Origin of the sequence: Reichenbachiella sp., from assembly GCF_033344935.1 — a bacterium.
Lineage (GTDB): Bacteria > Bacteroidota > Bacteroidia > Cytophagales > Cyclobacteriaceae > Reichenbachiella.
The window spans coordinates 2,646,065-2,670,732 of sequence record NZ_JAWPMM010000001.1 but is presented as its reverse complement, the minus strand read 5'-3'; the positions used below and the strand labels follow the sequence as shown (position 1 = coordinate 2,670,732).

Below are 24,668 nucleotides of genomic sequence, written 5' to 3'. Positions count from 1 at the left end.
TATTGTAGTAATAACACGATCTACCTGATGATAGGCAGACTACTAACCAATTTGGTCCATTCATGACTACTATTCGAATCACCGCACTTACTATCCTACTAGCTGTTTGTGCTATTTTGATTAGCGTCAACTACTACACATTAAAAACCACCTCTGCAGTAAGAGCCTACATCAATGGCGAATCTCAATATTCCAAAGGTCAAAAAGCGGCCTCCAACCACCTTATTCTCTATTTAACATCCAAAGAAGAGCACTATTGGGATCAGTTTCTTTCCGATATGAATGTGCCTATTGGAGATAGTTTAGCTCGAATCGCCATGCAAAATGATCTGGATAGGCAAGAAATAAAAAAGAGGCTATTGCAGGGAAAAAATCATGAAGCAGATATTGAGAGAATGATTTGGCTCTTTAGAAGCTTTAATACTGTATCTTTTATGAGGGAAGCCATTTCACTTTGGTCTTATGGAGACCAGCTGATTGGAGAGCTGTACCACCTAGGCCTTGAATACCGAGAAAAATTACAAGGTGAACATTGGTCTGAGCAAGATTTATTGAATGCTCTTAAACAAATAGCTCAGCTATCTTCTGAATTGACCCATATAGAAGAAGATTTTAGTGAAGTACTTGGCATTACTGCTCGAAAGCTAGATAGTTGGTTATTTATCACCAACAGTGCCCTGATTATTATCGTAATTGGCCTAACTACAAGGTATGCCATGCGATCGATAAAAAAATTGAAATCTGCCAATGAATTACGTAACAATTTGGCTAACGCTTCTTTTGAAGCTTCCATTTGGTATGACAAAAACAGTGTTATTTCCTTTTGGAATCCCCAGGCAGAAAAAACCTTTGGATGGAAAGCCGACGAAATAATTGGAAAGAAGCTAACAGAGACAATTATCCCAGCAGAATATCACGATAAACATAACATTGGTATCGAGAATTATGTAAAAGTAGGCATTCCACCTTTGCCTAACCCAAGAGTAGAGACTGTAGCCCAACACAGAAATGGAACTATTATTCCCATTGAATTATCCATTTTAGCCCTAAATGAAGGGAAAGAGGCATTGTTCTGTGCTCACATATTCGACCGCACATCTCTTGTGGATCAAAAAAACATAGAAGAAAAACAAACCTCCTATCTAAGAGCCATTCTGGAATCTACGGATGATGGCATCCTTGCTACCAGCAGCAAAGGTCACATTCTTGAGGCCAATCAAAGATTTTGTGAACAATGGGGAATTGATCAGGACTATATCATGTCTGCAGCATTTGAGGAAGTCTCAGCATTCATCCTTGATCAAATAGAAGATGCTCAAAACGTTCTTTTAGAAGTACGAGAACTATTCCAATCTGATGAGGTACACACGCGACTAATTCATTTAAAGAATGGAAAGATTTTCGAAAGACATTCAGTCCCAATGATACTTGACAATACCAACATTGGTAGAGTATGGTCATTCCGAGATATCAGTGATAAAATCAAAGCTGAATCTGATTATAAAAACTTATTCGAAAATTCCGCAGAAGGCATATATATTGGGCTTGGAGGTGGCAATGGCTCATTACTCACCGTAAATCCAGCCATGGCAAAAATGTATGGTTATGGCTCGCCTGCACAAATGTTAGATCAAGTCAAAGAACCAGCCCTTCAATTTTTTGTAGATCAAAAAGATAGACAAGCTATCCGAGAGCAACTAAAAGCAGGCAAGACTAAGATTGAAGCAGAATATCGGAGTTATAAGAAAAATGGAGAGATTTTCTGGGTTAGAAATCACCTCAAATTTACTGTAGATGAAAACGGGGCTCCGTTGCGGTTTGAAGGTTCTGTAGAAGATATTACTGCTAGAAAACACACCCAAGAACAGCTGGTTCAACAAATAGAAGAACTCAAAAAAGTAAACTTCGAGTTGGACCGATTTGTATACAGCGTATCACATGATTTGCGTGCGCCACTCCTATCTATCAAGGGTTTAGTAAATATCTCTGAATCAGAGAATCCATCTCCTACTTTGATGAAATATCTAAACATGATAAGAACCAGCGTCGAGCGACTCGACAAGTTTATTATGGATATTTTGGACTATTCCAGAAACTCAAGATTAGAAGTTCAACAAAATGAAATTGACTTTAAATCCCTGACCAATGAAATCATCAATAACATGATTCATATGGAAGGTTATCAGCACGTCTTGTTCAATTTGAAGGTAAAGTTGAAATCAAAATTTGTCTCGGATAAACGCAGGATTGAAGTGATTCTGGCCAACCTGATTTCAAATGCTATAAAATATCAGGATCTGAATAAATCATCTCAAAACATAGACATTTCTATAATTGAACAAAAAGGAAAAAATCAACTAGCCATAATTGTAGAGGACAACGGTGTTGGGATCGAACATTCCAGTCAAGGTAAAATTTTCGATATGTTTTATCGCGCTAGCGACAGGTCCAAAGGAGCTGGACTAGGTCTTTATATCATCAAAGAAACAGTTGAAAAAATGAACGGATCTATTGAGCTCTTATCCAAAGAAGGAAAATTCACCAAATTCACCATTAATCTTCCTATAATAGATACTACAAAACATTCCGGTTAGACCGGAATGCTTTTTTTATTCTCTATATCCTCCAGAATCAAGCTAGCTGCACCAATGATAGGTGTATGTGTACTATCCAACTCAGAAGGCAATATTTTAATTTTACCTTGATAGACATTAAGTAAGTTCTTCTCGAAATGCTTTATCGTTGGTTTGAATATTAGGCCACCAGCTTTTGCCAAACCACCCATAATGAAGATAGCCTCTGGGCTCGTATGGCCTACTGCATCAGCTAGTTTTGCACCCAGTACCTTTCCTGTATACTCAAACGCTTCCTTCGCCACCACATCTCCATTATTGGCTGCATCTGCCACCATTTTGGTGTTTAAATCATCGAAACTGTATCGCTTCAACTCACTATCCATGTGGTGATCAGCTAATAACTTGTATACCGTACGTTTCAAGCCAGTAGCCGAGACATAAGTTTCCAAACATCCTTTTTTACCACACTTACACAAACGACCACCACCAATTTTATACGCAATATGTCCTAACTCACCTGCGTGACCATCATGCCCCTGAATCAATTGGCCATTGGCCACAAATCCAGAACCAAGGCCAGTGCCTAGCGTAATAGTGATAAAATCTTGCATGCCCTTGGCTCCGCCAAACATCATCTCTCCCATGGCAGCCGCATTGGCATCATTAGTCAATTTAACAGGCAGACTGAATTCTGACTCAAGTAAATCAGCAATTGGAATAGATCCAGACCATGGCAGATTGGGCGCATCTTCAATAGTACCTTTTTTGTAATTACCGTTTGGTGCGCCTACACCTACCCCAATCAGTTCAACATTTTCGTCTAATGAATCTACCGAGTTTCTTATAGCTTTTGCTAATTCAGCGATATAGGCATTAATATCTGGATTATCAGTAGCAATACTACTGTGTATTCTCACCTTGCCTGAGGTATCCACCAGACCGAATTTAGTACTGGTACCTCCTATATCTATTCCAACTATTAATTCAAGCATTATTTTGTAGTGAAGTGTTTATTAATATGATATTGTACTAGATGCTCAATGGGTTCTTTAATTATTTTACCCAGAGCAATTTCTTTTTCAATTAAAATTTCTCTCAAAATGTCTTCGAAAAAGAAGGGTATAGAACCCACAAAATGAACTGCGTAGTTCTTGTGATCTGGATAACACTCTAAATAAATTTCGACATACTTTCGTATTCCATCTTTCAGAATAACTCTAAAAAATGGATGATCCATATGTTGATGAATAAATTCGGAAAATGAGGCCAAATACACATTTGCAAAAGGTTTCATGTAGACATTTTGCAATATATCATGCTTGGTAATGTTGTATGTTTGTTCAAATGCTGTTGCAATCTCAGGCGGTAGTTGTTTTCTCAAAAAAGACTGCAGCAAAATCTTACCGAAATATGCTCCGCTTCCTTCATCTCCCAAGACGTAGTCAATGCCCGGCACTTCTTGTCGCACAATGTCTCCATCGAAAAAACAAGAATTAGCACCTGTACCCATCAGACATGTAAAACTTGGCGTGCCGTCATAAGTGGCAAAAGCAGCCGCTACAATGTCATGATTGACATAAATGTGAGACTGGACAAATACCTTAGCCAATGCTCTTTCTACAATGTTTTGAAGTTTCTTACTGGAACATCCACTACCGTAGAAAAATACTACTTCTATCTCTTCGGTATGTTCAAGTAATTCGTTCAAAGAGCGAACAGATACTTCTATGATATCTTCGGTATGAAAATACGGATTGATACCACTGGAACTCATATTCAGAACAGTTTCATTGCCCTCAATAAGCTGCCAGTCGCATTTAGATGATCCGCTTGTTCCTATAAGTATCATATGATCTATTGACTAATTTTCAAATCTAATTGTAAACTCCTATTTACTTCATTTTCTTAAATGGAATTACAATAAAATTTAAAATTATTATGACATTTCTAATTCCTGCTATACTTTGATAAAAATCTTCTTTCGATACAATAATAATATTGGGAGGTAACACAAGGCGACAAATCCAATTGCATATACAAAAGACGCAAAATAATAATCACCAAAAATACTTACCAGTCCATCATACAACACTTGATGGATAGAACTATCCGCTAGGGGTAATATCCCAAAAAGAGAAGCTAGCACTCCAGATAAAGCATATGCTGTGATGGCATTGGATCCAAAAACTTCAAATGGAAAAGTTAGCTTGGAGCGGAACTTTTTTATATCAAGTAGCCAAAAGAGTATGCCATAAAAATTCATGGCAATTCCTCCTGTGTATAGAACAAAAGAGCTTGTCCATAAGCTCTTGTTAATTGGGAAGATCATATTCCACCCAAGAGCCACTCCTATCAATACATTGCCAAGCACAAAAATTTGACTAAGTCCTTTAGATTTATCCTCTGCCGTGAACAATAGTTTCCCTGTAAAAACTCCCAGCAATCCAGTAACCACAGCCGGCAAAGTGCTCAGCAATCCCTCCGGGTCCCACGTCTCACTCAAACGCCACATATGCCCAGAAAGGAAAAGGCGATCAAACCATGCCGCAAAATTAGTTTCTGGTTCTAGATTGGCTGCGCCAATACCTGGAACCGACACAAAGTCCATGATTATCCAATATCCTACAAGCAAAATACCCCCTACTATTATTTGAACGCTATCCTTTACATAATGGTGCATCAAAGCAATCGCAAGAAAAACCAAAGCTATACGCTGCAATACGCCGGGGATTCTGAATGTAGATAATTCGAAGTACGGAAAGCCGTTTAGAAAAAGACCAATTAGAAACAGATACAAACTCCTTTTTAGAATTTTTCTAGTTATCAGTTTTCGATCCTCACCTGTTTTTGGTTTGCCTAGAGATACAGCTATGCCAACCATAAAAAGGAAAAAGGGAAATATTAAATCTGTCGGTGTACAACCATGCCATTTAGCATGAAGCAGAGGCGAATAGACATATGACCAAGATCCTGGGTCATTGACCAATATCATGGCAGCTATAGTGAGACCTCTAAAAACATCAAGGCTAAGGAGTCTATCTTTATTCAAATTGGAAGGTTTATGTTGGCTCGGTGAACAATTCACCGAGCATTATTTTATTTATTTTAAAGGAAGTGATATCTTCTGAATCCTTCAATGGCCTCGTATTCTGCTAACCCAAGATTATCATACATTTCAGCCGTTTCTCTGTTTCTGTCTTCAGATCGCTGCCAAAATTCACGACTATCATCTCCTTGGAATACTACCCCATCCTTTTGAGATTGATGTCTAAAAATAGCCATTCTTTTCTTCATCAGTTCTTCGGGGCTAATAGGTACAGCCATTTCAATTTCATCTATCGGATATTCATGCCAAGCACCTCTATATAGCCAAACCCAGCAATCCTTCATGTACTTCTGCTTTTTGAGTTCTTCTAAAGCAGCAAATATTCCTTTCAAACATACTTCGTGCGTACCATGTGGATCTGCCAAATCACCAGCCGCATAGATTTGATGTGGCTTTACGTCTTCAATCAGATTTTTGATGATCTCAACATCTGCCTTTCCTAGAGGATTTTTCTCTACTTTTCCAGTTTCGTAAAATGGTAGGTCCAAATAATGAACCTGGCTATCAGGTATGCCATAATAACGACAAGCACTAATGGCTTCACCTCGTCTGATCAGACCTTTCACTTTTCTGACATCCACTGAAGTGATTTCCTTTTTAGACTTGCTGTTTAATTCTTTAAAGATCTTATCAAAGACCTTAGTGTCTGCCTTATCGCCAGCTGCGTATTCATACAACTGTTGAGCAAATTCTGCAAATCGATTGGCTTCATGATCAGCCACAGCTATATTTCCAGAAGTCTGGTAAGCGACATGAACTTCATGCCCCTGATCAACCAATCTCAAAAACGTGCCTCCCATAGATATTACATCATCATCTGGGTGCGGGCTGAATATAATTATTCGCTTTTTGGCTGGTGTTGCTCTTTCAGGTCTGTTGGAATCATCAGCATTTGGCTTACCGCCTGGCCACCCTGTAATGGTATGTTGGAAGTGGTTGAACATTTTGATGTTCACCTCGTAAGCTCCGCCTTCGCCTAATATTTCAGACATGCCATGATCATTGTAGTCTCTGTCAGCTAGTTTAAGAATGGGCTTGTTCAATTTTTGACTTAACCAAACAACGGCCTTTTTCTTCAAGTCTTTGGTCCACTCACAGTCTCCCACGAGCCATGGGGTTTGGAATCTTGTAAGATCTTGTGAGGCATTTTCATCCAGTACGAACGTTACATCTTCATGCTCTTGTAGAAAAGTAGCCGGAACGTCGGTAGACATTTCCCCTTCTACTGTCTTTCTTACAATCTCCGCCTTCTTCATACCGTAGGCCATGATTACGATTCGTTTGGCCTTAAGAATAGTACCAACTCCCATCGTTACTGCCTTTCTAGGGACGTCAGCCATACTATTAAAAGCAAAGGCGTTGTCCTGTCTGGTCAAGTAATCCAAAGTAATCATTCGTGTAGTTGAATTGATCTTGGAACCTGGTTCGTTGAAACCGATATGTCCGGTTCGCCCAATACCTAGCAATTGAAAATCTAAACCGCCGTAACTTTCAATTTTTTCTTCATACTGCGTACAGTACTCAGCAATATGTTCAAAGGCTATTTTACCACTTGGTACATTGATGTTTTCAGGAAGAATATCAACATGATCAAACAAGTGATGGTGCATAAAATGAATATAGCTCTGATTGTCAGTTTTGTCTAGCCCATAGTATTCATCCAAGTTGAATGAAACTACATTTTGAAAACTTAAACCTTCCTTCTTGTGCATTTTGACCAACTCAGCATAAACCTGAATCGGAGAAGAACCAGTGGCCAAGCCCAAAATACATTTTTCGTTTCTTTCTGTTTTATATCTAATTAAGGCCGCGATTTCCAGGGCTATAATTCTAGATGCCTCATCCGAGCCTTTGAATATTTCGGTATGTATCTTCTCAAATTTGGTAGATTCCATCGCACTCCACTCCTTGCGGCTAGTTCTCTTCAATGCTGTTGCGGTATCTTTTACCATAGTTATGCTCATATCCAATTTCTTTTAAAAAGTGTGCAAATACACTTTTATGTAATTTATTATGGAATAAAGCTAGATATTCAATGGAAGGGATAGAAAAAATTTAGCTAAACTGGTATTTTTTGAAGCTAAATGGGAAAACGTCCTTAAATGCCTATAAAAAAGAAAAGATCACGCATAACGTGACCCTTTCTAACCCAAAACTCTAATTTAATTTCTTGTACCACTACTAAATGTAGATACTAAAATATGATCTGTTCAATTGCAGTTGAAATTCTTTCGCTGTATGACTATAAAACGGAGCTAAACCGCTTCGAAAAAAATTTATCGTGTTTTGAAAAACTTTAGACCGCTTCCATTTAATGATACCATGAGATATTGCTCATCATTAATGATCAATTCATTTACAGACCTTGTATTCCCATCAACAAAAAATCCAGATTGACTTTTCGCTACATTAATCATGTTTCCATCTTTATAGTTGAGTACTACTCCTTTCATGGCATCATACCGAACAGTCTCCACTTCAGTCTCAAACAGATTGCCTACAATGAATATTTCGTCTACCCCATCTTTATTCACATCTAGAATTTCAAAATCTTGAATTGGTGCAATCTGAGCTTCATTTGGAAGCTGAATTAGACTAAACTGACCATTTCCATCATTGACAACCAATACACTCGTCAATATATCGACTTGTATATGGTGCGCTTGCTTAAGTTTCTGTTCACCATAAATATCCTCCAAACTCGCTGATGCGAAATCTTGAAATGAGGTAAATTCAGTCTTAATGGATGGTATTTGTTCACTAGAGCACTCGAGCCCTCTCGCAGGTACTAAATTCCCTTTATACTTATTGGTAAGTACAATATCATACATCCCGCTATTGTCAAAATCATGACTAAAAATATGGAACTCCTTTTCTCCTCCCGTTTTATACTTTGTGTTCAGTCCAAGATTGCCAACCAAATAATCATCGTCACCATCCTGATCAATGTCCACCACTTCTAAGGCACTCCACAAACCAATTGTCTCATCCAAAGAACTCGAACTGTGCTTACTCAATAATCCACTATGGTTTTCAAAAAGTTGTATAGCCGACCATTCGCCAACTACCATTAAATCTAAGTCGCCATCCTGATCAAAATCTGTAAACGAGGCTCCAGTAACCATACCTATGCTACTCACATCAGGGGCCACTTTTTTAGTCATATCACGAAACTTCCCATTTTCATTTATTAGCACATAGCTATCTGGTGATAACGGGTAAGAACCAGAAATTACTCGACCGCCAACAAACAAGTCTAAATCTCCATCTGCGTCTATATCCGCGCATGCCACCACCTTTCCATTGCTTGCATTCTGAGGTAGCACTTCGTTATTTTGAGAAAAATTTCCGTTACCATCATTTTCATAAAGATGATTTCGAAGTAGCGAAGTACCTTCTTGAAATTCATAGCTACCAGTCACCACATATAAATCCTCATCTCCATCTTGATCAAAATCGAAAAACAACGAACTCACTTCCTCTGCTGATTGATTGTCTTTCCATGGCCCTGTTCTTTTCTCAAAGCCTTTGTTTGTTTGAATGTATAATTCTCCAGATTGGTTTGCGCCACTCCCAATATAGAAATCCTCTTTACCGTCGCCGTTCACATCTGCAATTGAAGGCTTTACTCCCTGTTGGGATAACTTATAAGGAAGTAAAAGTTGCTTACTGAAATCATTAAAAGGCTCCTCATCATGTTTAAACTCAATACCTAGATCTTTTGACTCTACTTCGACTAAAAATGGATCAAGTTGAGCTTCAGCAGTCGAATCTTCTATTGACTGAGTCCATTTTAATTGGTGTATTTTGTTTAGTTCAAGTTTTTCGGCTTTGGTAACTCTACCATCTGGCCACTTAACTTTTACAGAATCAACATAGTCTGTCGTCCCCAATCCAAAATGAACCCGAGGAGATACTGACGACAAATAGCCTCTGGAGAGGTATAGGCTTTTCTCCTGTTTGTTTCCATTCGCATACAATTCAATCCTAGCACCTATGCCCAGTATATTTGAGGAAGGCCCCTCCAATTCAATATTTATTGAATTATTGGTACTATTGTTTTTATAGATGTGAGCAATATCGTTGACGTTGTTGATCACCACATCAAGATCACCATCATTATCCAAATCCGCATATACAGCTCCATTGGAAAAAGTTGGTGTATCAAATCCCCATTCCTTGCTCTTATTCTTAAATTTAAAATTGCCTTGATTCTGATAAACATAATTTGGAAGCTTATTAGACGGAACCATAGCCTGAGCTTCTTCTAAAGACATTTTGACCTTGCTAGCTATTCGAGTCATTATTTTGTTTCGATAGTCACTATTGGCCAAATCTTTCATTACACCATTGGTGACCAATAAGTCATTAAAACCATCTTCATCCAGGTCGGCAAACAAAGGCGCCCAACTCCAATCTGTCTTTGATACGCCAGCGATTTGAGCGTAGTCACTGAAACGACCGTTACCCTCATTTACCTGCAGCGTGTTTACCATGTATTGATGATGATAACCGCTTTTCACCAAAATATTGAAGTTTTCAGTGCTCATCGATGGCATATTCTCTTTGCTACGGACATGATCTTCAGGAGACATCTCTAAAACCATCAAATCATCTAAACCGTCATTGTTGATATCTCCGAAATCCGAACCCATGCTATGCTGTGACATATGATCAAAAGATTCTAGATATTGATTTGAAAACGATCCGTCCTGATTATTGAGGTATAAGAAATCAGGTTGTAAAAAGTCATTACACACATATATATCCTCCCAGCCATCGCTATTGAAATCTCCTATGGCAGCACTAAGTCCCCAAGTCATACTTTCTAAACCTGCTTCTCTAGTAACCAGTACAAAACGGTCTCCGTCATTTCTGTACAATTGGTTTGAAAAATCTTTATTGATCGCTACGTCTCCTATCGGGATAACCTCATCATTTTTATCAAAGTCAGCTCGATGATTTACAAGGAATAAATCGAGATCTCCATCTTTGTCGAAATCAAGGAAAGAGGCCTGTGTACTGAATCCTGTAAAATCTAATCCCCATGCTCTAGCATCTTCCTTGAAGGTGTTGTCCTTTTGGTTGATATAGAGCTTATTGGCTCTGAGTTGTTTATCTGCAAGTGAACCTGACTTACAGACATATATATCTAACCATCCGTCATTATTGACATCTAACATAGTTACCCCACTTGACCAACCAATTTTATCGGAAAGGTTAGCAGAACTTGTGATATCTTCAAATTTCAAATTCCCCTTGTTGAGGTATAGTTTGTTTTCTTGTTGGTTGGCAGTAAAATACAGATCTATGAGGCCATCATTGTTGATATCTCCAGCCGCAACTCCACCACCATTGAAAATGTAAGAGTAATTGATGAAGTTGAAATAAAGATTTTCTTTTATTGGATTTTGGAATTCAATGCCTGTTGAGCTAGGCGATAGTAATCCTAATTGGGAAGAACCTCCCTCTTTTGGGGACAAGGTAGTAGTTGTATCATTACAGCCTGATATCAACGTGATTGATACAATCAGAAAAGACAAAATTGGGTTTATTCTCATAGCTTTGAATAGTTTACAAAAAGCAGGTTAAAAATAAAAAGATCATACAAAGCATGTATGATCTTTTTATTCCAATATTGATTACACGTTATTAGTCAACATCCCACCAAAGAGCGGTTCCGCCATCATCGTCGCCACCAAGAGCAGACACTCCGCTAGCAAGACCTTCTGGGTTTGTAGTAGCTTCTGCAGCCGGGAAATTGATTCTTTTGATTTGCTCATCAGTATCAATTTTTCCACCACTGTTATTTACTACCACTGGGAAAAGTTTTGGATAACCTGTTCTTCTATATTCAGACCAAGCCTCCTGGCCATCAGGATACATAGCAATCCACTTTTGTGTAATGATTCTTTCTAACTTTTTCTCGTCAGAATCAGCATCTTCCCAAGCAATTGTTATCGTACTTAAATTCGGATCACCTGTTTTCACATCGTTACTCGAATTTACCGCATCAATAAACTCTGCAGGTGTACTCGAATTATCAGCCAAATAATCAACTACTGCACCACCTACACCATGCTGAAGGAATGATAGTGTCACACCAGCTTCGTAATTAGTTTTTGCATCACCAGCACCTGCCCATCCTCTAAGAGCAGCCTCAGCTTTAAGAAATTGTACTTCAGCAGAAGTCATCAACTGAATACCACCAAACGTAGTCAAAGCAGAATGAGCTCCGTAAGTGTCCTTCGCTTCAATTTCAATTCCCATTCTGATACCTTTATAAATATCTAACCCATCAGGATTGACTTTTTCATCAGCAGCAGGTTCGAAATAAGCTCCTAAACGTGGATCATCATATCCAGTTAAAATTGACTCCATTTCAGCACTCATTCTAATATCTCCCCAACCATTATTGATAGTATTCAATGGGTGATCTCCAACTGATTCAGAAAGTGTAAAATTGGATGCATTATCAGCTAGCAAACCAGTTGCATCAGCCAAAGCGCTCTCACCTACAGTTTTAGCATAAGCTGGATCTACTTTAGACATTCTAATTGCCAATCTCAATTTTAGAGAATTTGCAAATTGTATCCATGTAGTTACATCACCACCATATACTAAATCAAACTTAGCAAAACCAGCGAAGTCAGTATAGTTTTTAAGGGTAGCAATTGCCGCATCCAGGTCAGAAATGAAAGTTTTGTATACATCCTCTTGAGAATCGTACAAAGCAGGGTCTTGTCCAAAAGTAGAATAAACAATAGGACCATAGATGTCTGCTACTCTGTGCATAGCTTCCACTCTAATAATCTTACCCCACGCAACGAATTGAGGAAAGTCATCTCCAGCAGTCTCGTCCATTGTAGCCAATGGAAACATTACGCTTTGATAAGCTGTTGACCATGGAAAGCCATTCCAACCATCAACCAATGCATATGTCATGTTATTCACATTCCCTGCAAAAGGTGTTGGAGGAGTCATGTATCCGCTGAATACATCTCCCATCAAGTTTTGCTGAAGCTGTGTAAGCCAAGCTGGTGTTACAGAGTAAATATTCTGCGTAGCAGTTACTATACGTCCACCAACATGGTTAAAGTCTTGCTCTAAAGTCTCATTAGACACCCCGTAAGGGCTACTATTGATCTCCTCGAAGTTATCAGTACAACTTGTTACAGACAATACTGTAATGGTACCAAACGCAAGTAATGATTTATATATCTTATTTATTTTCATGATTTCAATTTTTGTCGTGAATGGATTATAAAGTCAAAGACAGGTTGAAACCTATGCTTCTAGTTGATGGTAGTCCAAAAACATGAACTCCTTGCAAGCCAGTACCCGTAGACATAGACACGTCCGGATCAAACGGCGCATCATTTTTCAAGAAGAACAAGTTTCTTCCAACCAATGATACTTTAGCCGATTTGATAGGGCCTAGCTTTTCCATAACAGAAGATGGAAGAGAATATCCTAATGACAGTTCTCTCAATCTAATGTTGGTTGCACTATAAACATAATGCTCTGTGATACCCGCTCTACCACCTACAGTTTTGTAGAAAGTATCTGCAGGAAGTGCACCTCCGAAAGATGAACCATCAGCCAAGACAGCTGGCATATCTACACCACCAGCATCTCTTGCAGCTGCTGAGTTTTCTGATACACCATACAAATCATTCATTGCTTCAGTAATAGACATTACCTCTCCACCAATTCTAGCATCAATCAAGAAACCAAGTGTGATTCCTTTGTAATCGAATGAGTTATTCCATCCCCACATATAATCTGGGTTTGGATTTCCTACATAACCTAATCCATCTTCGTGTGGCTGAGGAGCACCAGTAGCATCAACGATAATAGTTCCATTAGCATCTCTTGCAAAACGCTGTCCGTAGATATCACCAAATTGTCCGCCTTCTCTTATTACCATAGCGTAGTTGTTTACACCAGGAGCAGTCAACTGAAATTCGCCTTCTGCTAAATCATCAGACAATTTTTTCACTTCGTTGATGTTTTTTGTAAAGTTGAAAGTAGAAGTCCATGCAAAGTCTTGCGTCTTTACAGGAACTGCTGTTAATGCAGCTTCAAATCCTTTGTTTACAATTTCACCACCGTTGATATAGAAGAATCCACCGCCTTGTGAAGAAGGAGCAACAATTGGAATTCTTTGATCTTTTGTTACAGTGTTGTAGTAAGCGAGGTCAAGATTCAACCTTCTTCCAAACATTCCCAACTCTGCACCAACTTCGTATGAAGTTTGAATTTCAGGCTTCAATACATTACCTGGCTCTACTCTGCTTGGTAGTTGCTGAATAGTACCGTAAGGTACAATGTTGTTAAATGAACCTGATCCAACATCATATGCATTTACGCCATTACCAACTTGAGCAAATGAAGCTCTTACTTTTAATAGGTCTACTGAAGAAGATAAATCTACCATTTCAGAAATTACAGCAGTAAGACCTACTGAAGGGTAAAAGAATGAATCATCTGGTAATGTAGAAGACCAATCATTTCTTCCAGTTACATCCAAGAATAACATTCCATTGTAACCGAAGTTCAAACTACCAAATACTGATTGCAGTTGCGATCTGCTTCCTCCTTCATTGAATAATGCGCTACCGCCTACAGCAATATTTTGCAAGTTGAAGACATTAGGGTAGAACAATCCTTCTACTCCATCATTTCGAATATCATCACCACCTTTTGAATCAAAGAATTGTGACTGAACCTCATTATCTGTAATACTAGTTCCTAATGTAGCTGAAATGCTAAGTGTCTCTAACGTCTTGTTGTACATCAAAAATGCATCTCCATACTTCTGAGTAGACTCAGCATTTTGAACAACATATCTACCATTCAAATCTGCTAATGTCGCTTGCGTACCTGCGTATACATTTTGGTTGTATCTATCAACTGATTTATCTACGTTTCCTCTGATTCTGAATGTAAGATCATCAGTGATTTTTACTGAAGCACCAAGATTAGCTATCACTCTGTTTCTTGAATCTTCATTTTGGTTTCTGTTCAAAATCCAATATGGATTTTGCTGAACGTCAATATCAGCTACCCAATTTTGTACATTGAAGTTTCTATTCGCATCAAAAGTTTCGAAGTTGTTTTTGTAGCTATTGAAATCCAATCCTCTAGGAAAGAAGTACAATCCAGTCAATGGATTGAAGTACATACCAGAGTTTGCTCTGTTGTTAGTCTCTTGAGTAATTATGCTAGCACCACCGTTGATTTTAAGTCTACCATCATAAAGATCTAAAGTCTCCTTAAAAGTAAAGTTGTGCTTCGTTAATGTGTTTGTAGGGATAATTCCCTTAGAGTCTGTATTAGCATATGAGAAATAGCTTTGAGCCATTTCGTTTCCTCCTGATACGGAAATCGTATTGATCCAAGTTCTTCCTTTATCAAAGAAATCTTCTACGTGATCAGGAGCAGATACTGGCTGACCCCAGCTATCTATAGATCCAGCTGCAGCAGATTGTCCATATCTATACTGCATCTCTGGCATTAGCAGCACTGATTCAGTAGTAAAATTAGAAGATGCAGAAACTGTTACTTTTCCAGCCTTACCTTTTTTGGTAGTAATAAGAATAACTCCATTGGCCGCTTGGCTACCATAAAGAGCAGCAGCTGAAGCACCTTTCAAGACAGAAATACTTTCTATATCTTCAGGGTTGATATTAGCAATACCATCACCACCATCTCTACCAGCTCCACCAGTACCTGAAGCACCTGGAACCGAAGCATTTTGTCCCCAAACATCGTTTGGCTGAGATGCTGAGAAGTTGTTCATTGGTACACCATCAATTACGTACAGTACGTTATTGTTTCTAGTGGATGAGTTACCTCTAAGTACAACTCTTGTAGAACCACCTACACCAGAACCACTTCTATTTACAAATACACCTGCAGCCTTACCTGTCAATGAATTCATGAAGTTGGCATCTTTGACTCTTGTAAGTTCTTCACCTTCCACTTCTTGCGTAGCATAAGTCAAAGACTTTTTCTCTCTAGAAATACCAAGTGCGGTTACTACTACTTCGTCCAATTGTTCTGTATCGGCTGCCAACACTACATCAGCAACAGACTGAGAGCCCACTGTTAATTCTTGTGACACATAACCGATATAAGAAAACAACAATATATCAGCATCTGATACATCAATCTTATAAATACCATCGATATCTGTGATGGTACCTGTACTCGTGCCTTTTACCGACACGTTCACTCCCGGTAAAGCAGCGCCATCGTCTGCTCCGGTGACTTTACCAGTCAAAGTCCGGGTTTGGGCTTGTGCCATCAGCACCATGCCCATGACAAAACTTAATAAAAGTATTCTCTGTTTCATAGACTTAATTTTAGATTTAGTCATTATTAATAGATTTTAGCATCCTCTATTTTCACTAATCTTTATGCCTTATTAAAAATAAATAGCTGAATGGCGGGATTTTGTCTTTGAATGAATCTCTGAGCTCCAATCTTTCTCTTAATGGCTAGATATTACCATTGGGCTTTGACTCTCAGCCATCGAGCGAATTATTGAGTACGCTTGAATTAAATTTGATATTATATCGGACATTTTCATTTTACAACTGAGAGTAATAGTGTTAACTTCCGATCATCTTTTTTTTAAGCCTGAAGAAACCCCTATGCAAAGAACCATCAGCTTTGCCAAAAAACCAGTTGTGTACCATACCCTATTCTGGGTCATTTATTTTTCCTTCAATTGGGTGAGGTGGGGATCTTATTTCGATGATTATGCTTATTCGTTTCGGTCTAATCTTGTAGAGTTTCCACTTCATATAGTCATTGTATATTTCAATATATACTACCTCATGCCCAGACTGATCCCGAAAAAGATCACTTGGTATATTGTTGTTCTATTTTTATCTACGCTTGGAATCACGATAATTAGAATTATCCTAACCTATCTTTTTGTGACTACTGAAGTGTACAAAGAGTCTGGCATTCAGGATTTGTCTCTTTTTAATTTCAACTATGTGATGGCCTCCTTTATAGGAGAAATATATGTAGTAGCGATTGGTACCGCCATTAAAATGACTATAGACTGGATACAGTTCAAAAACAAAACGGCACAGCTTCAAAAGGTAAACCTCGAAACAGAACTTGCCTTTTTAAAATCTCAAATTCAGCCTCATTTTTTCTTCAATACGCTTAATAATCTTTACTCCCTTACTCTAGATAAATCTAACAAGGCACCCTATACGGTATTGAAGTTGTCTGAGCTCATGAGTTATGTGATCTATGATGCCAAACAGAAAAGTGTACCGTTGGTCAAAGAAATCAAACACATTCAAAACTATCTGGATCTGGAAATGCTTAGATATGGAGAAAGACTCAATGTAGATTTAGAAATATCTGGTGACATAGAAGGTAAGTTGATTCCACCCGTCCTTCTTTTGCCGTTTATAGAAAATAGTTTTAAGCACGGCACCAGACTCATTGGTCAGGATATTCCGATACTCATTTCTCTTCATGTGAAGGATGGAAGGCTGACATTCATTACAGAAAACAACAAGTCACCAGGGCCTATTGCAGATAACGGATTGAAAACGTATAATCATGGTGTCGGTTTAGAAAATACAAAAAGAAGGCTTAAATTGATATACGATACAGATTTCAAACTAGATCTGATCGAAGGAGAAGTAAAATATAGGACAGTTTTAAATATACCGTTGAATGAAAATTAATTGCTTGATAATAGATGACGAACCATTAGCCATTAATGTGATTAAGAATTTCTTAGTCAATTTTAAAAATTTCGAGGTGGTTGGTACGTGCAAAGATGCTGTGGAAGGGTTCAATTTTCTGTCCAACCAAGAAGTAGACGTCATCTTTCTTGACATTAATATGCCTACCATATCAGGCTTAGATTTTCTAAGAAGCTTGCAAAATCCGCCCGCTGTAGTTATTACAACTGCCTATAGAGAATACGCGGTAGAAAGCTTTGAATTGGATGTTATTGATTATCTGGTCAAACCTTTTTCTCTCCAGCGTTTTATGAAAACGGTTAATCGCATAGAGCAACGAAACGCTGAAAAGGAATCTAATGACGGAGGAAGTTCGGACGATGGAGAAAAAGCTCACGTATTTTTTAAGATTGATAAAAAAATGATCAAGGTTTACCTCGATGATATTTTGTATATAGAGAGTCTGAAAGATTACGTTCGGATCAAGACCTACGACGAAAGCTTGATCAACCATAACAATCTGGTCGGTATTGCTGAAATCTTACCTGGTGATGATTTTGTGAGAATTCACCGTTCATACATCATTGCAAAAAACAAAGTAAAAGCGATTGATGGCAATCAAGTAGAAATTGCGGACAAACTCCTTCCTATTGGACGCAACTATCAGAAAGATATTAAGAATTTACTTTTAGGTACTGAATAATTTTAACCCGTCACTTCGTTGAGTAAAGGCTTGGGAATTGCGCCAGATTGATCCAATTTTGAATTGTGAATCATTACTCTCTCCACGAATTTAATTTATTTGTAAAAGAAGTCCTCAGCGACAGCCTAGAGCGGTCGTATTGGATCATTGCTGAAATTGGTCAGATCAATCTGCATGGTAATGGTCACTGCTATCTGGAACTTGTAGAAAAAGACAACAACTATGTGAAGGCGAAAGCCAGAGGCACGATCTGGGCCAATATTTATCGAGAGATCCATCCGTGGTTTGTGTCCCAGACGGGCACAGAACTCAAGCAAGGAATGAAAGTATTGTTTAATGCCTCATTAGAGTTTCACGAGGTATATGGAATAAGCCTCAATATCAGAGACATCGATGTCAACTTCACTATTGGGGAAAGAGAGCGGAAAAAACAAGAGACTATCCAGCAACTAGAAGCCGAAGGAATCATCGACATGAATCAAGCCTTAGAGTTATCGATAGTCCCTCAACGATTGGCTATCATTAGTTCTGAAACAGCCGCAGGGTATGAAGACTTCATGAATCAGTTCGAAAGCAACCCGTATGGGTATCGTGCGATCTTGGATTTATTCCCAGCTACTATGCAGGGTGATTCAGCGCCATCGTCCATTATTGATTGTCTTCATAAAATTCACGAGTCCGGCCTGGGCTATGAAGCCGTCATCCTCATTAGAGGCGGTGGGTCTAAAATGGACTTGGATTGTTTTGATGATTATGATCTCTGCGCTCACCTGGCGCAATTTCCATTACCAATAATTACTGGCATCGGGCATGAGCGCGATCAGTCTATTGCGGACTTGGTGGCCCATACAAGACTAAAAACACCAACATCCGTTGCAGAATTTTTAGTCTCAAGGATGATGACCTTCGAATCAGAGATTAATCAAGTTCAGGAATCCATCAATCAGCTGACACAAGAACTTCTCTACCGTCAAAATGAAATAATCAATGAGATAAAATTCAAATGGCAACTAAGTGTGAATCAAATTTTACAGCGTCACACCTTTCAATTGGAACAATTCGTTCAATTGATTAAACAAAAGCCTTCGCTAATATTAAATCGGCAAAAAGAATTCTTGGGTCACAATCAAAAACTTGTAGACGCCTACGACCCACAAAACCTTTTGAACAAAGGTTATTCCATCACCAGATTGAACGGAAAGGTACTTACGAAACAAAAAATCAAATCAGGAGATCAAATAGAAACGCAAACGGCATCTCAGACCATTATTAGTACAGTAAACGAAACCAAATGAGCAAGAAGAAATTAACTTATCAGTCGGCATACGATGAATTGCAAACTATCTGTGCGCAGCTAGAATCTGAGGAGGTAGATGTAGATCAAATCACAGCCCTCGTAAAAAGAGCCAATGAGTTAGTAAAGTATTGTCAGGATCGCTTGAGAGGAATCGAAAACGATTTAAACCAATCAACCGAAGTTTGATAAACTAATTCAAAAGCTTAGAACGAATTTTAACTTTCTTATTAAATGACTGATAGGTGACTTCAACTTCGAGATTATCCTCTCCATAAAGTTCGAATCTGCCATCTTCATATACTTTACCAGCACTTGGATTGGCCACCTTATAATTAGCTTCATAAGCCAAAGAATATTTCAAGCCACCTTTACAGACAATCACTGGATTCAACCTTGTAAACTTTTTCTCCGGGTTTGATTTACTGGGAATAATTTCAATTTCAACATTCATTTTGGAAGGAACTTGTGGTTTAAGTCCAGCAAAAACAAGTAAAGGCATATGAATCCGTTGCCTTACAAATTCCCAATTATGCGCAGCGTCTTTCACTTCGAAATAATAAACTTGGCGATTTATTTCAGCACCCTGCTCTTTTAATAGTTTCTGAAAAGGCACATAATAATTCCATTCAGAAGTACCGATATCAAACCATATTTTCTGATTCGATTTGTATTTTTCGACTTCTTTAAACATCGCAAAATCGTCTACCCACATAGAGGCAGAAATACCGGCAGCCATCGAAAATGTTTCGGGTCTATTCAGTAGCATCCATATGGCATTCAAGCCGCCAAACGAAAATCCAAAAATTGCTCTTCCCTCTGGTTTTGCCATGGTACTATAGTTTTCATCAACATAAGAAACTACATCATCGATGAGAAAATTCACATAATGAGCAGCGTAAGACTCTCCACTTGGCATTTTATCAAAGTCGCCGTTTTGATAAGGCACATACCTTTCCGCGCGTCTTTCATCCGCGAATACACCCACGACGATCAGTTCATGTATCAGCTGCTTGTTTATTAGGCTGTCCAATATGTCTTGTAAGGCTATAGTGATTGTGGAATGCCCAAATAACATTTGACCATCATTAAAATAAACAACCGGGTAATCTTTTGATTCGGAATAATTTGGGGGCAAGTAGATATCTACAGAGACATCATTAATTTTTACTGCTTCAATCTTCCCTTGAGCATTTGACACATGCAAGGAAGCAAAAAAGCAAAGAATGGCTAACCCTCTTTTTAAAATCATATCCCCAAAACAACCTTTTGGGTAAAACCCATTACTTTCAAATAGCTATCCGAGGTTGTGTTTTTTTCGAGAGAGAAAATACTCGACATCAACATGATTTTGTTTAGGTGTTGTCCAGCCAAATCGCTTCCTCATCTGGCCGACTAATTTTTGAAGGAACTTCATATTATTAAATAGCTTGGTTAAAGCAAAAATACGAAATTTTGACTGACTAGGTTAGAAATTTATCTTTGCGACTTCGCCTTTGTTCCCTATTGAATTTATTCTCTATTTAAAAAACAAGCATTATAAATCATCAAACAATTCTCTTTCCAAAGCATAAACGACCAAACCCGCCACGTTCTTACATCCTGTTTTTTCTAGCAAATTTCGTTTATGAGCGTCGACTGTTCGCATGCCAATAAACAAAAGATCAGAAATTTCTTTGTTCGAATGCTCCTTACATATGAGATGTAGAACTTCTAACTCCCGAGGAGTCAGAGGTATCTCCAGAGACAATCGTTGCTTTGGTTTTTTATCTCCTGACAAATCATTCATAATGATATCGGTCACCTCTTGCGAGTAAAATTTATTGCCGGACATCACTGTTTTGATAGCATTAAATAATTCTGTCTCTGAGCAATTCTTTAGCAAATACCCAGATACTCCAGCTTTGAGCATCTGCTTGATGTGATGATTTTCATTGAGCATTGTAAGTGCAATTACCTTCACTTCGGGATTCATTTTGACTAATTCTCCAGTGAATTCAATACCATCCATCTCTGGCATTAGAATATCGGTAATCACAAGATCAATTGTTGACGGATTATATTTCTCTAGCGCTTCTACCCCATTCTCTGCTTCCAACACTACCTCATATTCATCACTCTCCTCTAAAAATGATTTGATTCCTTCTCTGATCATCTTATGATCATCTACTAGCAATATCTTGATCAAATTGGTTGTCATAAAGTTTAAGTTTTAATATGGTATTTCTACAGTTAATTGAGTCCCATTACCTACTTGACTATCCAAAAAAAATTGTCCGCCTACCGAAGAAGCTCTGTTTTTCATACTATTCAATCCGAACGATTCAGCATTCATGACCACTTTGCTTTTATCGAATCCAATACCATCATCTTCGATGGTTAGAATCACAGTCTTCTCATGCTTCATCAACTGAATCGTGCATTTTTTGGCTTGAGCAAATTTGATAATATTACTCATTGCTTCTTGGGTAATTCTAAACAGACACAATTCCACCTTGGCTGAAAGGTGTTCTCCTTTTAGATTATTGTAGAATTCAAATTTTGTATCCACCACCTCATCTACATTCTCTATCAGCCCTTCGACTGCTTCTTCAAAGCCATAATCCTCAATAGCCTTTGGCATCAATTTGTGAGATAGTGAACGAGACTCTTCTATGGCCTTTTGTAAGTACTCATTAGCTATCTCATATTTTTGAATTTCTTTACTAGTAAAATCTGCCTGACGTTTCTTCAGAAAAGTCAAATTCATATGGGCGGTAATGAGGAGTTGCTGAAGGTTATCATGGATGTTTCTGGATATCCGACTTCTTTCTCTTTCTTCTGCTTCTAGCGTAGCTGAAAGCACTCTTTCGTGACTACTCACCCGATCTGAGATATCTACAATGCAGCCTTCCAAGTATTCTTCTCCATTGTCTATGATTTGAACTCCCTGCTCCCAAAGCCATTTCACTTCTTTATTCTTGGTTATAATTCTATAAGTCGTTCGGTAGTGCGGACCATTGACAAGCTGTGTTTCAACGTCCTCTTTGGCCATCAGTTGATCCGACTCATGAATGATCTCATTGAAATGAATACCATTCTTGTGATCCAAAAAATCTATGGGTTCATATCCAGTAATCGATTTCACATACGAACTGATAAATTCCATCGACCAATCCGAATCATTTTTGCATCTAAAAATAATCCCCGGCACATTTTCAATCAACGAAAGGTATCGTTCATTCTGATTGAGCAGGGCTTTTTTGCTTCTGTCAATTTCTTTCTTTAGTCCACTTTTATAAGCTTTGGTTCTCACTTTGGAGCTGATGACGGTTGCCAGAGAATCTAATGTGGCTCTAACCGACTTTGGCCAATTTCTTTCATCCTCAATATCTGACATGGACAGCATACCCCAGAGCTCTTCTTCGATTAGAATCGGAACCAGTAGAACTGATTTCCCACCGGTCTCATCAAAATGTTTCTTGAGTTTTTTCTTTGCCTCACTATACTTGAGAGTAATAATTTCACCATCGCGTAAACGACTACTGATATCTCCAAATGTACTTATCACTAAATTTTGATTTCTAGCCACTCGTTGATTATCCGGTATTCTCATCCAGGAATGATGAATATTACTGATCCATTTATTGTTCTCCAGAGAGATTTTAGACAAGAAGCAATCACTGTTGAAAGTTTGCCCGACCAGTCGAACTGCGTGATCAAGTGCCTGATTGAGATTTTGATTTACAGTCAGCTCATTGATGGCCGACAGTACTCCTTCTAGAACTTCCTCAGACGATTTGGTCATATTCAAATATCATGTAATGAGATCTAAATTGAATAATTTTCATTGAGAAAATTAAAGGCTATAATAAAAAAGCACCAAAGACAAATCGTCCTGGTGCCCAATACCAATCTCATAGCTGATTAGATCCTGTGTATTGTCAAAATAAAACAAGGGCTTCACCTGCTGAACCAACTCCACTTTCGCCCTTGTTTACTTCCAAAAACCAACCTTACTTCTCATAATAACCTGCTGGCTTATTATCCCTCTTAGTTTTAATAAATCTGAGAGCTACTTCCCTGCTAAATCCACTGCTCTAGCCCTCAGATTACTTCCAAAAACCAACCTAACTTTTAATGTTGTTTAATTCTTTTCTAAACTCTACAATACAAAGTTGCTCCATCAATGGGTGCTATATAAGAGGGAAATACCTAATGAATGAAATAGGTGAAAAACCTAGGACAGGCTCTTTACTTTGAGGATCTGAACAATTCTGACTATCTCATATTCAACCAAAATATTAAGTCATGCAAAACGTAGGAAAAATTGACAGTATGATTCGGATCATATTGGGCATCTGTTGCATTGTGGCCATCGTGTACAACTATGCAGTGGAGACTATTTTACCTTTATACGGAGTAATACTAGTAGCCATTCTGATTCCACTGTTTCTTAAGACGGGAATTACAAAATTCTGCCCAATTATGAAAGGTCTTGGTGTATCAACCAAGAAATAAAGAATTACAAGTATTGGCTAAGAAAGGCCGTAACCGCATCCCAGTAACCTTTATTGTCAGAGAATTTCATCCAAAGTGCCCTAGAACCATGGTTACCAGAAGTTTCGGGTAGATAGTAAGTTTTGGTATCCGTAGGGATAGCTTCGTAGATAGACCACCAGCTGTTTTTTTCGCTTCGCGAAGAAGTAATAAAAGATGGACATTGAATGTTCATTGCACTAGTGGTTATATAGTCCTTAGGTTTTCCCATAGACTGAAAGTACTCACCCGGAGAAAATGCTAGCACGCCATCTATTTCATTAGCACGATCACCTGCAATCTTCAAGGCTAGTGCAGAAGAGTATGAACTTCCCCAAATAATTAATTTTCCTTTCGTCAAAAAAGTCTGTGCATGAGAGATAGCCGCATTCATATCAGGCAGGGCATCTACGTACTTTGTTTCCTTCATGAGTTGACGGGCACTCTGAAAAGTTTGGTTTTCTACATTGTTCACCGATTTACCAGATCGCTGATCTACCGCCATACAATTGAATCCTAGTTGATTCAGAATAGGTGCAATTTCCTGATATTCTCCTCTACTCCAGCCAGCCTGATGAAACAAAACAATGAATGGTACAGTATCTGGGTGTGCGATATGCAAATCAACCGTAACCTCAACACCATCCGAAGCTTTGATTTTTATAGTTTCTGCAGCATTCATCTTGAATGCAAAAACCAAGGAAAATATCAGGAAATAGAATTTCATATGATCAGATTTAATTGATTG

At 38.3% G+C, this 24,668-nt stretch carries 17 protein-coding genes; 6 read left to right on the top strand and 11 right to left on the bottom strand.

From position 1 onward, the window contains the following. Positions 1-62 precede the first annotated feature (62 nt). Entirely contained in the window at positions 63-2,594 is a 2,532-nt protein-coding gene (locus R8N23_RS11625) for a PAS domain S-box protein (RefSeq protein WP_318171769.1), read from the top strand. Here R8N23_RS11625 and R8N23_RS11620 read toward each other — a convergent pair. The 7 genes from R8N23_RS11620 to R8N23_RS11590 form a co-directional block, all read right to left on the bottom strand. Then, positions 2,591-3,568: an ROK family protein gene (locus R8N23_RS11620; protein WP_318171768.1), complete on the bottom strand. Its 978-nt coding sequence runs from the start codon at positions 3,566-3,568 to the stop codon at positions 2,591-2,593. The two genes, R8N23_RS11625 and R8N23_RS11620, sit on opposite strands and share 4 nt — an antisense overlap. Continuing rightward, positions 3,568-4,425 carry a hypothetical protein gene (locus tag R8N23_RS11615; RefSeq protein ID WP_318171767.1) on the bottom strand — a complete coding sequence of 286 codons (858 nt, stop codon included), beginning with the start codon at positions 4,423-4,425 and terminating at the stop codon, positions 3,568-3,570. The genes R8N23_RS11620 and R8N23_RS11615 overlap by 1 nt, the downstream gene beginning before the upstream one ends. Before the next feature lie 108 nt (positions 4,426-4,533). Next, positions 4,534-5,625: an acyltransferase family protein gene (locus tag R8N23_RS11610; RefSeq protein ID WP_318171766.1), complete on the bottom strand. Its 1,092-nt coding sequence runs from the start codon at positions 5,623-5,625 to the stop codon at positions 4,534-4,536. Positions 5,626-5,681: 56 nt separating this feature from the next. Further along, positions 5,682-7,646 (bottom strand): glucosamine-6-phosphate deaminase, encoded by a 1,965-nt coding sequence (gene nagB / locus R8N23_RS11605; protein WP_318171765.1) that lies wholly within the window; start codon positions 7,644-7,646, stop codon positions 5,682-5,684. 312 nt (positions 7,647-7,958) lie between these two features. Next, a complete protein-coding gene (locus R8N23_RS11600; RefSeq protein ID WP_318171764.1) occupies positions 7,959-11,243 on the bottom strand; it encodes a VCBS repeat-containing protein in 3,285 nt (1,094 codons plus the stop codon). Between the two features lie 91 nt (positions 11,244-11,334). Beyond that, positions 11,335-12,918 (bottom strand): RagB/SusD family nutrient uptake outer membrane protein, encoded by a 1,584-nt coding sequence (locus tag R8N23_RS11595; protein ID WP_318171763.1) that lies wholly within the window; start codon positions 12,916-12,918, stop codon positions 11,335-11,337. 25 nt (positions 12,919-12,943) lie between these two features. Further along, positions 12,944-16,042 carry a SusC/RagA family TonB-linked outer membrane protein gene (locus R8N23_RS11590; protein WP_318171762.1) on the bottom strand — a complete coding sequence of 1,033 codons (3,099 nt, stop codon included), beginning with the start codon at positions 16,040-16,042 and terminating at the stop codon, positions 12,944-12,946. A 301-nt stretch (positions 16,043-16,343) separates the two neighbouring features. On the opposite strand from R8N23_RS11590, the gene R8N23_RS11585 reads away from it, so the two are divergent. The 4 genes from R8N23_RS11585 to xseB all read left to right on the top strand — a co-directional run bounded on the left by R8N23_RS11585 (position 16,344) and on the right by xseB (position 19,591). After that, on the top strand, positions 16,344-17,405 hold the full coding sequence (locus tag R8N23_RS11585; protein ID WP_318171761.1) for a sensor histidine kinase: 1,062 nt from the start codon (positions 16,344-16,346) through the stop codon (positions 17,403-17,405). Then, entirely contained in the window at positions 17,395-18,108 is a 714-nt protein-coding gene (locus R8N23_RS11580) for a LytTR family DNA-binding domain-containing protein (RefSeq protein WP_318171760.1), read from the top strand. The genes R8N23_RS11585 and R8N23_RS11580 overlap by 11 nt, the downstream gene beginning before the upstream one ends. A 65-nt stretch (positions 18,109-18,173) precedes the next feature. Continuing rightward, the gene (gene xseA, locus R8N23_RS11575; RefSeq protein WP_318171759.1) at positions 18,174-19,403 is read left to right on the top strand and encodes an exodeoxyribonuclease VII large subunit; all 1,230 of its coding nucleotides are present in this window, start codon (positions 18,174-18,176) and stop codon (positions 19,401-19,403) included. Further along, positions 19,400-19,591 carry an exodeoxyribonuclease VII small subunit gene (xseB, locus tag R8N23_RS11570; protein WP_318171758.1) on the top strand — a complete coding sequence of 64 codons (192 nt, stop codon included), beginning with the start codon at positions 19,400-19,402 and terminating at the stop codon, positions 19,589-19,591. The genes xseA and xseB overlap by 4 nt, the downstream gene beginning before the upstream one ends. A 4-nt stretch (positions 19,592-19,595) precedes the next feature. On the opposite strand, the gene R8N23_RS11565 is transcribed toward xseB, so the two are convergent. The 3 genes from R8N23_RS11565 to R8N23_RS11555 form a co-directional block, all read right to left on the bottom strand. Further along, positions 19,596-20,654, bottom strand: coding sequence for an alpha/beta hydrolase (locus R8N23_RS11565; protein WP_318171757.1), 1,059 nt, complete (start codon positions 20,652-20,654; stop codon positions 19,596-19,598). A 285-nt stretch (positions 20,655-20,939) separates the two neighbouring features. Then, complete coding sequence (locus tag R8N23_RS11560) at positions 20,940-21,602, bottom strand: response regulator transcription factor (RefSeq protein ID WP_318171756.1); 663 nt, start codon at positions 21,600-21,602, stop codon at positions 20,940-20,942. A gap of 12 nt (positions 21,603-21,614) precedes the next feature. Further along, entirely contained in the window at positions 21,615-23,189 is a 1,575-nt protein-coding gene (locus R8N23_RS11555) for an ATP-binding protein (RefSeq protein WP_318171755.1), read from the bottom strand. A gap of 503 nt (positions 23,190-23,692) precedes the next feature. On the opposite strand from R8N23_RS11555, the gene R8N23_RS11550 reads away from it, so the two are divergent. Next, entirely contained in the window at positions 23,693-23,902 is a 210-nt protein-coding gene (locus R8N23_RS11550) for a DUF2892 domain-containing protein (protein ID WP_318171754.1), read from the top strand. A 4-nt stretch (positions 23,903-23,906) separates the two neighbouring features. Here R8N23_RS11550 and R8N23_RS11545 read toward each other — a convergent pair whose 3' ends face one another. Continuing rightward, positions 23,907-24,647: an alpha/beta hydrolase gene (locus R8N23_RS11545; RefSeq protein ID WP_318171753.1), complete on the bottom strand. Its 741-nt coding sequence runs from the start codon at positions 24,645-24,647 to the stop codon at positions 23,907-23,909. Between the last annotated feature and the right edge of the window lie 21 nt (positions 24,648-24,668).

Bases quoted from the DNA above. Each gene is read 5' to 3' on its own strand.
- R8N23_RS11595 (WP_318171763.1), bottom strand. From the start codon at position 12,918: ATGAAAATAAATAAGATATATAAATCATTACTTGCGTTTGGTACCATT.
- R8N23_RS11545 (WP_318171753.1), bottom strand. From the start codon at position 24,647: ATGAAATTCTATTTCCTGATATTTTCCTTGGTTTTTGCATTCAAGATG.
- R8N23_RS11620 (WP_318171768.1), bottom strand. From the start codon at position 3,568: ATGCTTGAATTAATAGTTGGAATAGATATAGGAGGTACCAGTACTAAA.
- R8N23_RS11565 (WP_318171757.1), bottom strand. From the start codon at position 20,654: ATGATTTTAAAAAGAGGGTTAGCCATTCTTTGCTTTTTTGCTTCCTTG.
- R8N23_RS11625 (WP_318171769.1), top strand. From the start codon at position 63: ATGACTACTATTCGAATCACCGCACTTACTATCCTACTAGCTGTTTGT.
- R8N23_RS11580 (WP_318171760.1), top strand. From the start codon at position 17,395: ATGAAAATTAATTGCTTGATAATAGATGACGAACCATTAGCCATTAAT.
- R8N23_RS11555 (WP_318171755.1), bottom strand. From the start codon at position 23,189: ATGACCAAATCGTCTGAGGAAGTTCTAGAAGGAGTACTGTCGGCCATC.
- R8N23_RS11585 (WP_318171761.1), top strand. From the start codon at position 16,344: ATGCAAAGAACCATCAGCTTTGCCAAAAAACCAGTTGTGTACCATACC.
- R8N23_RS11615 (WP_318171767.1), bottom strand. From the start codon at position 4,425: ATGATACTTATAGGAACAAGCGGATCATCTAAATGCGACTGGCAGCTT.
- R8N23_RS11590 (WP_318171762.1), bottom strand. From the start codon at position 16,042: ATGAAACAGAGAATACTTTTATTAAGTTTTGTCATGGGCATGGTGCTG.
- xseB (WP_318171758.1), top strand. From the start codon at position 19,400: ATGAGCAAGAAGAAATTAACTTATCAGTCGGCATACGATGAATTGCAA.
- nagB (WP_318171765.1), bottom strand. From the start codon at position 7,646: ATGAGCATAACTATGGTAAAAGATACCGCAACAGCATTGAAGAGAACT.
- R8N23_RS11560 (WP_318171756.1), bottom strand. From the start codon at position 21,602: ATGACAACCAATTTGATCAAGATATTGCTAGTAGATGATCATAAGATG.
- R8N23_RS11600 (WP_318171764.1), bottom strand. From the start codon at position 11,243: ATGAGAATAAACCCAATTTTGTCTTTTCTGATTGTATCAATCACGTTG.
- R8N23_RS11550 (WP_318171754.1), top strand. From the start codon at position 23,693: ATGCAAAACGTAGGAAAAATTGACAGTATGATTCGGATCATATTGGGC.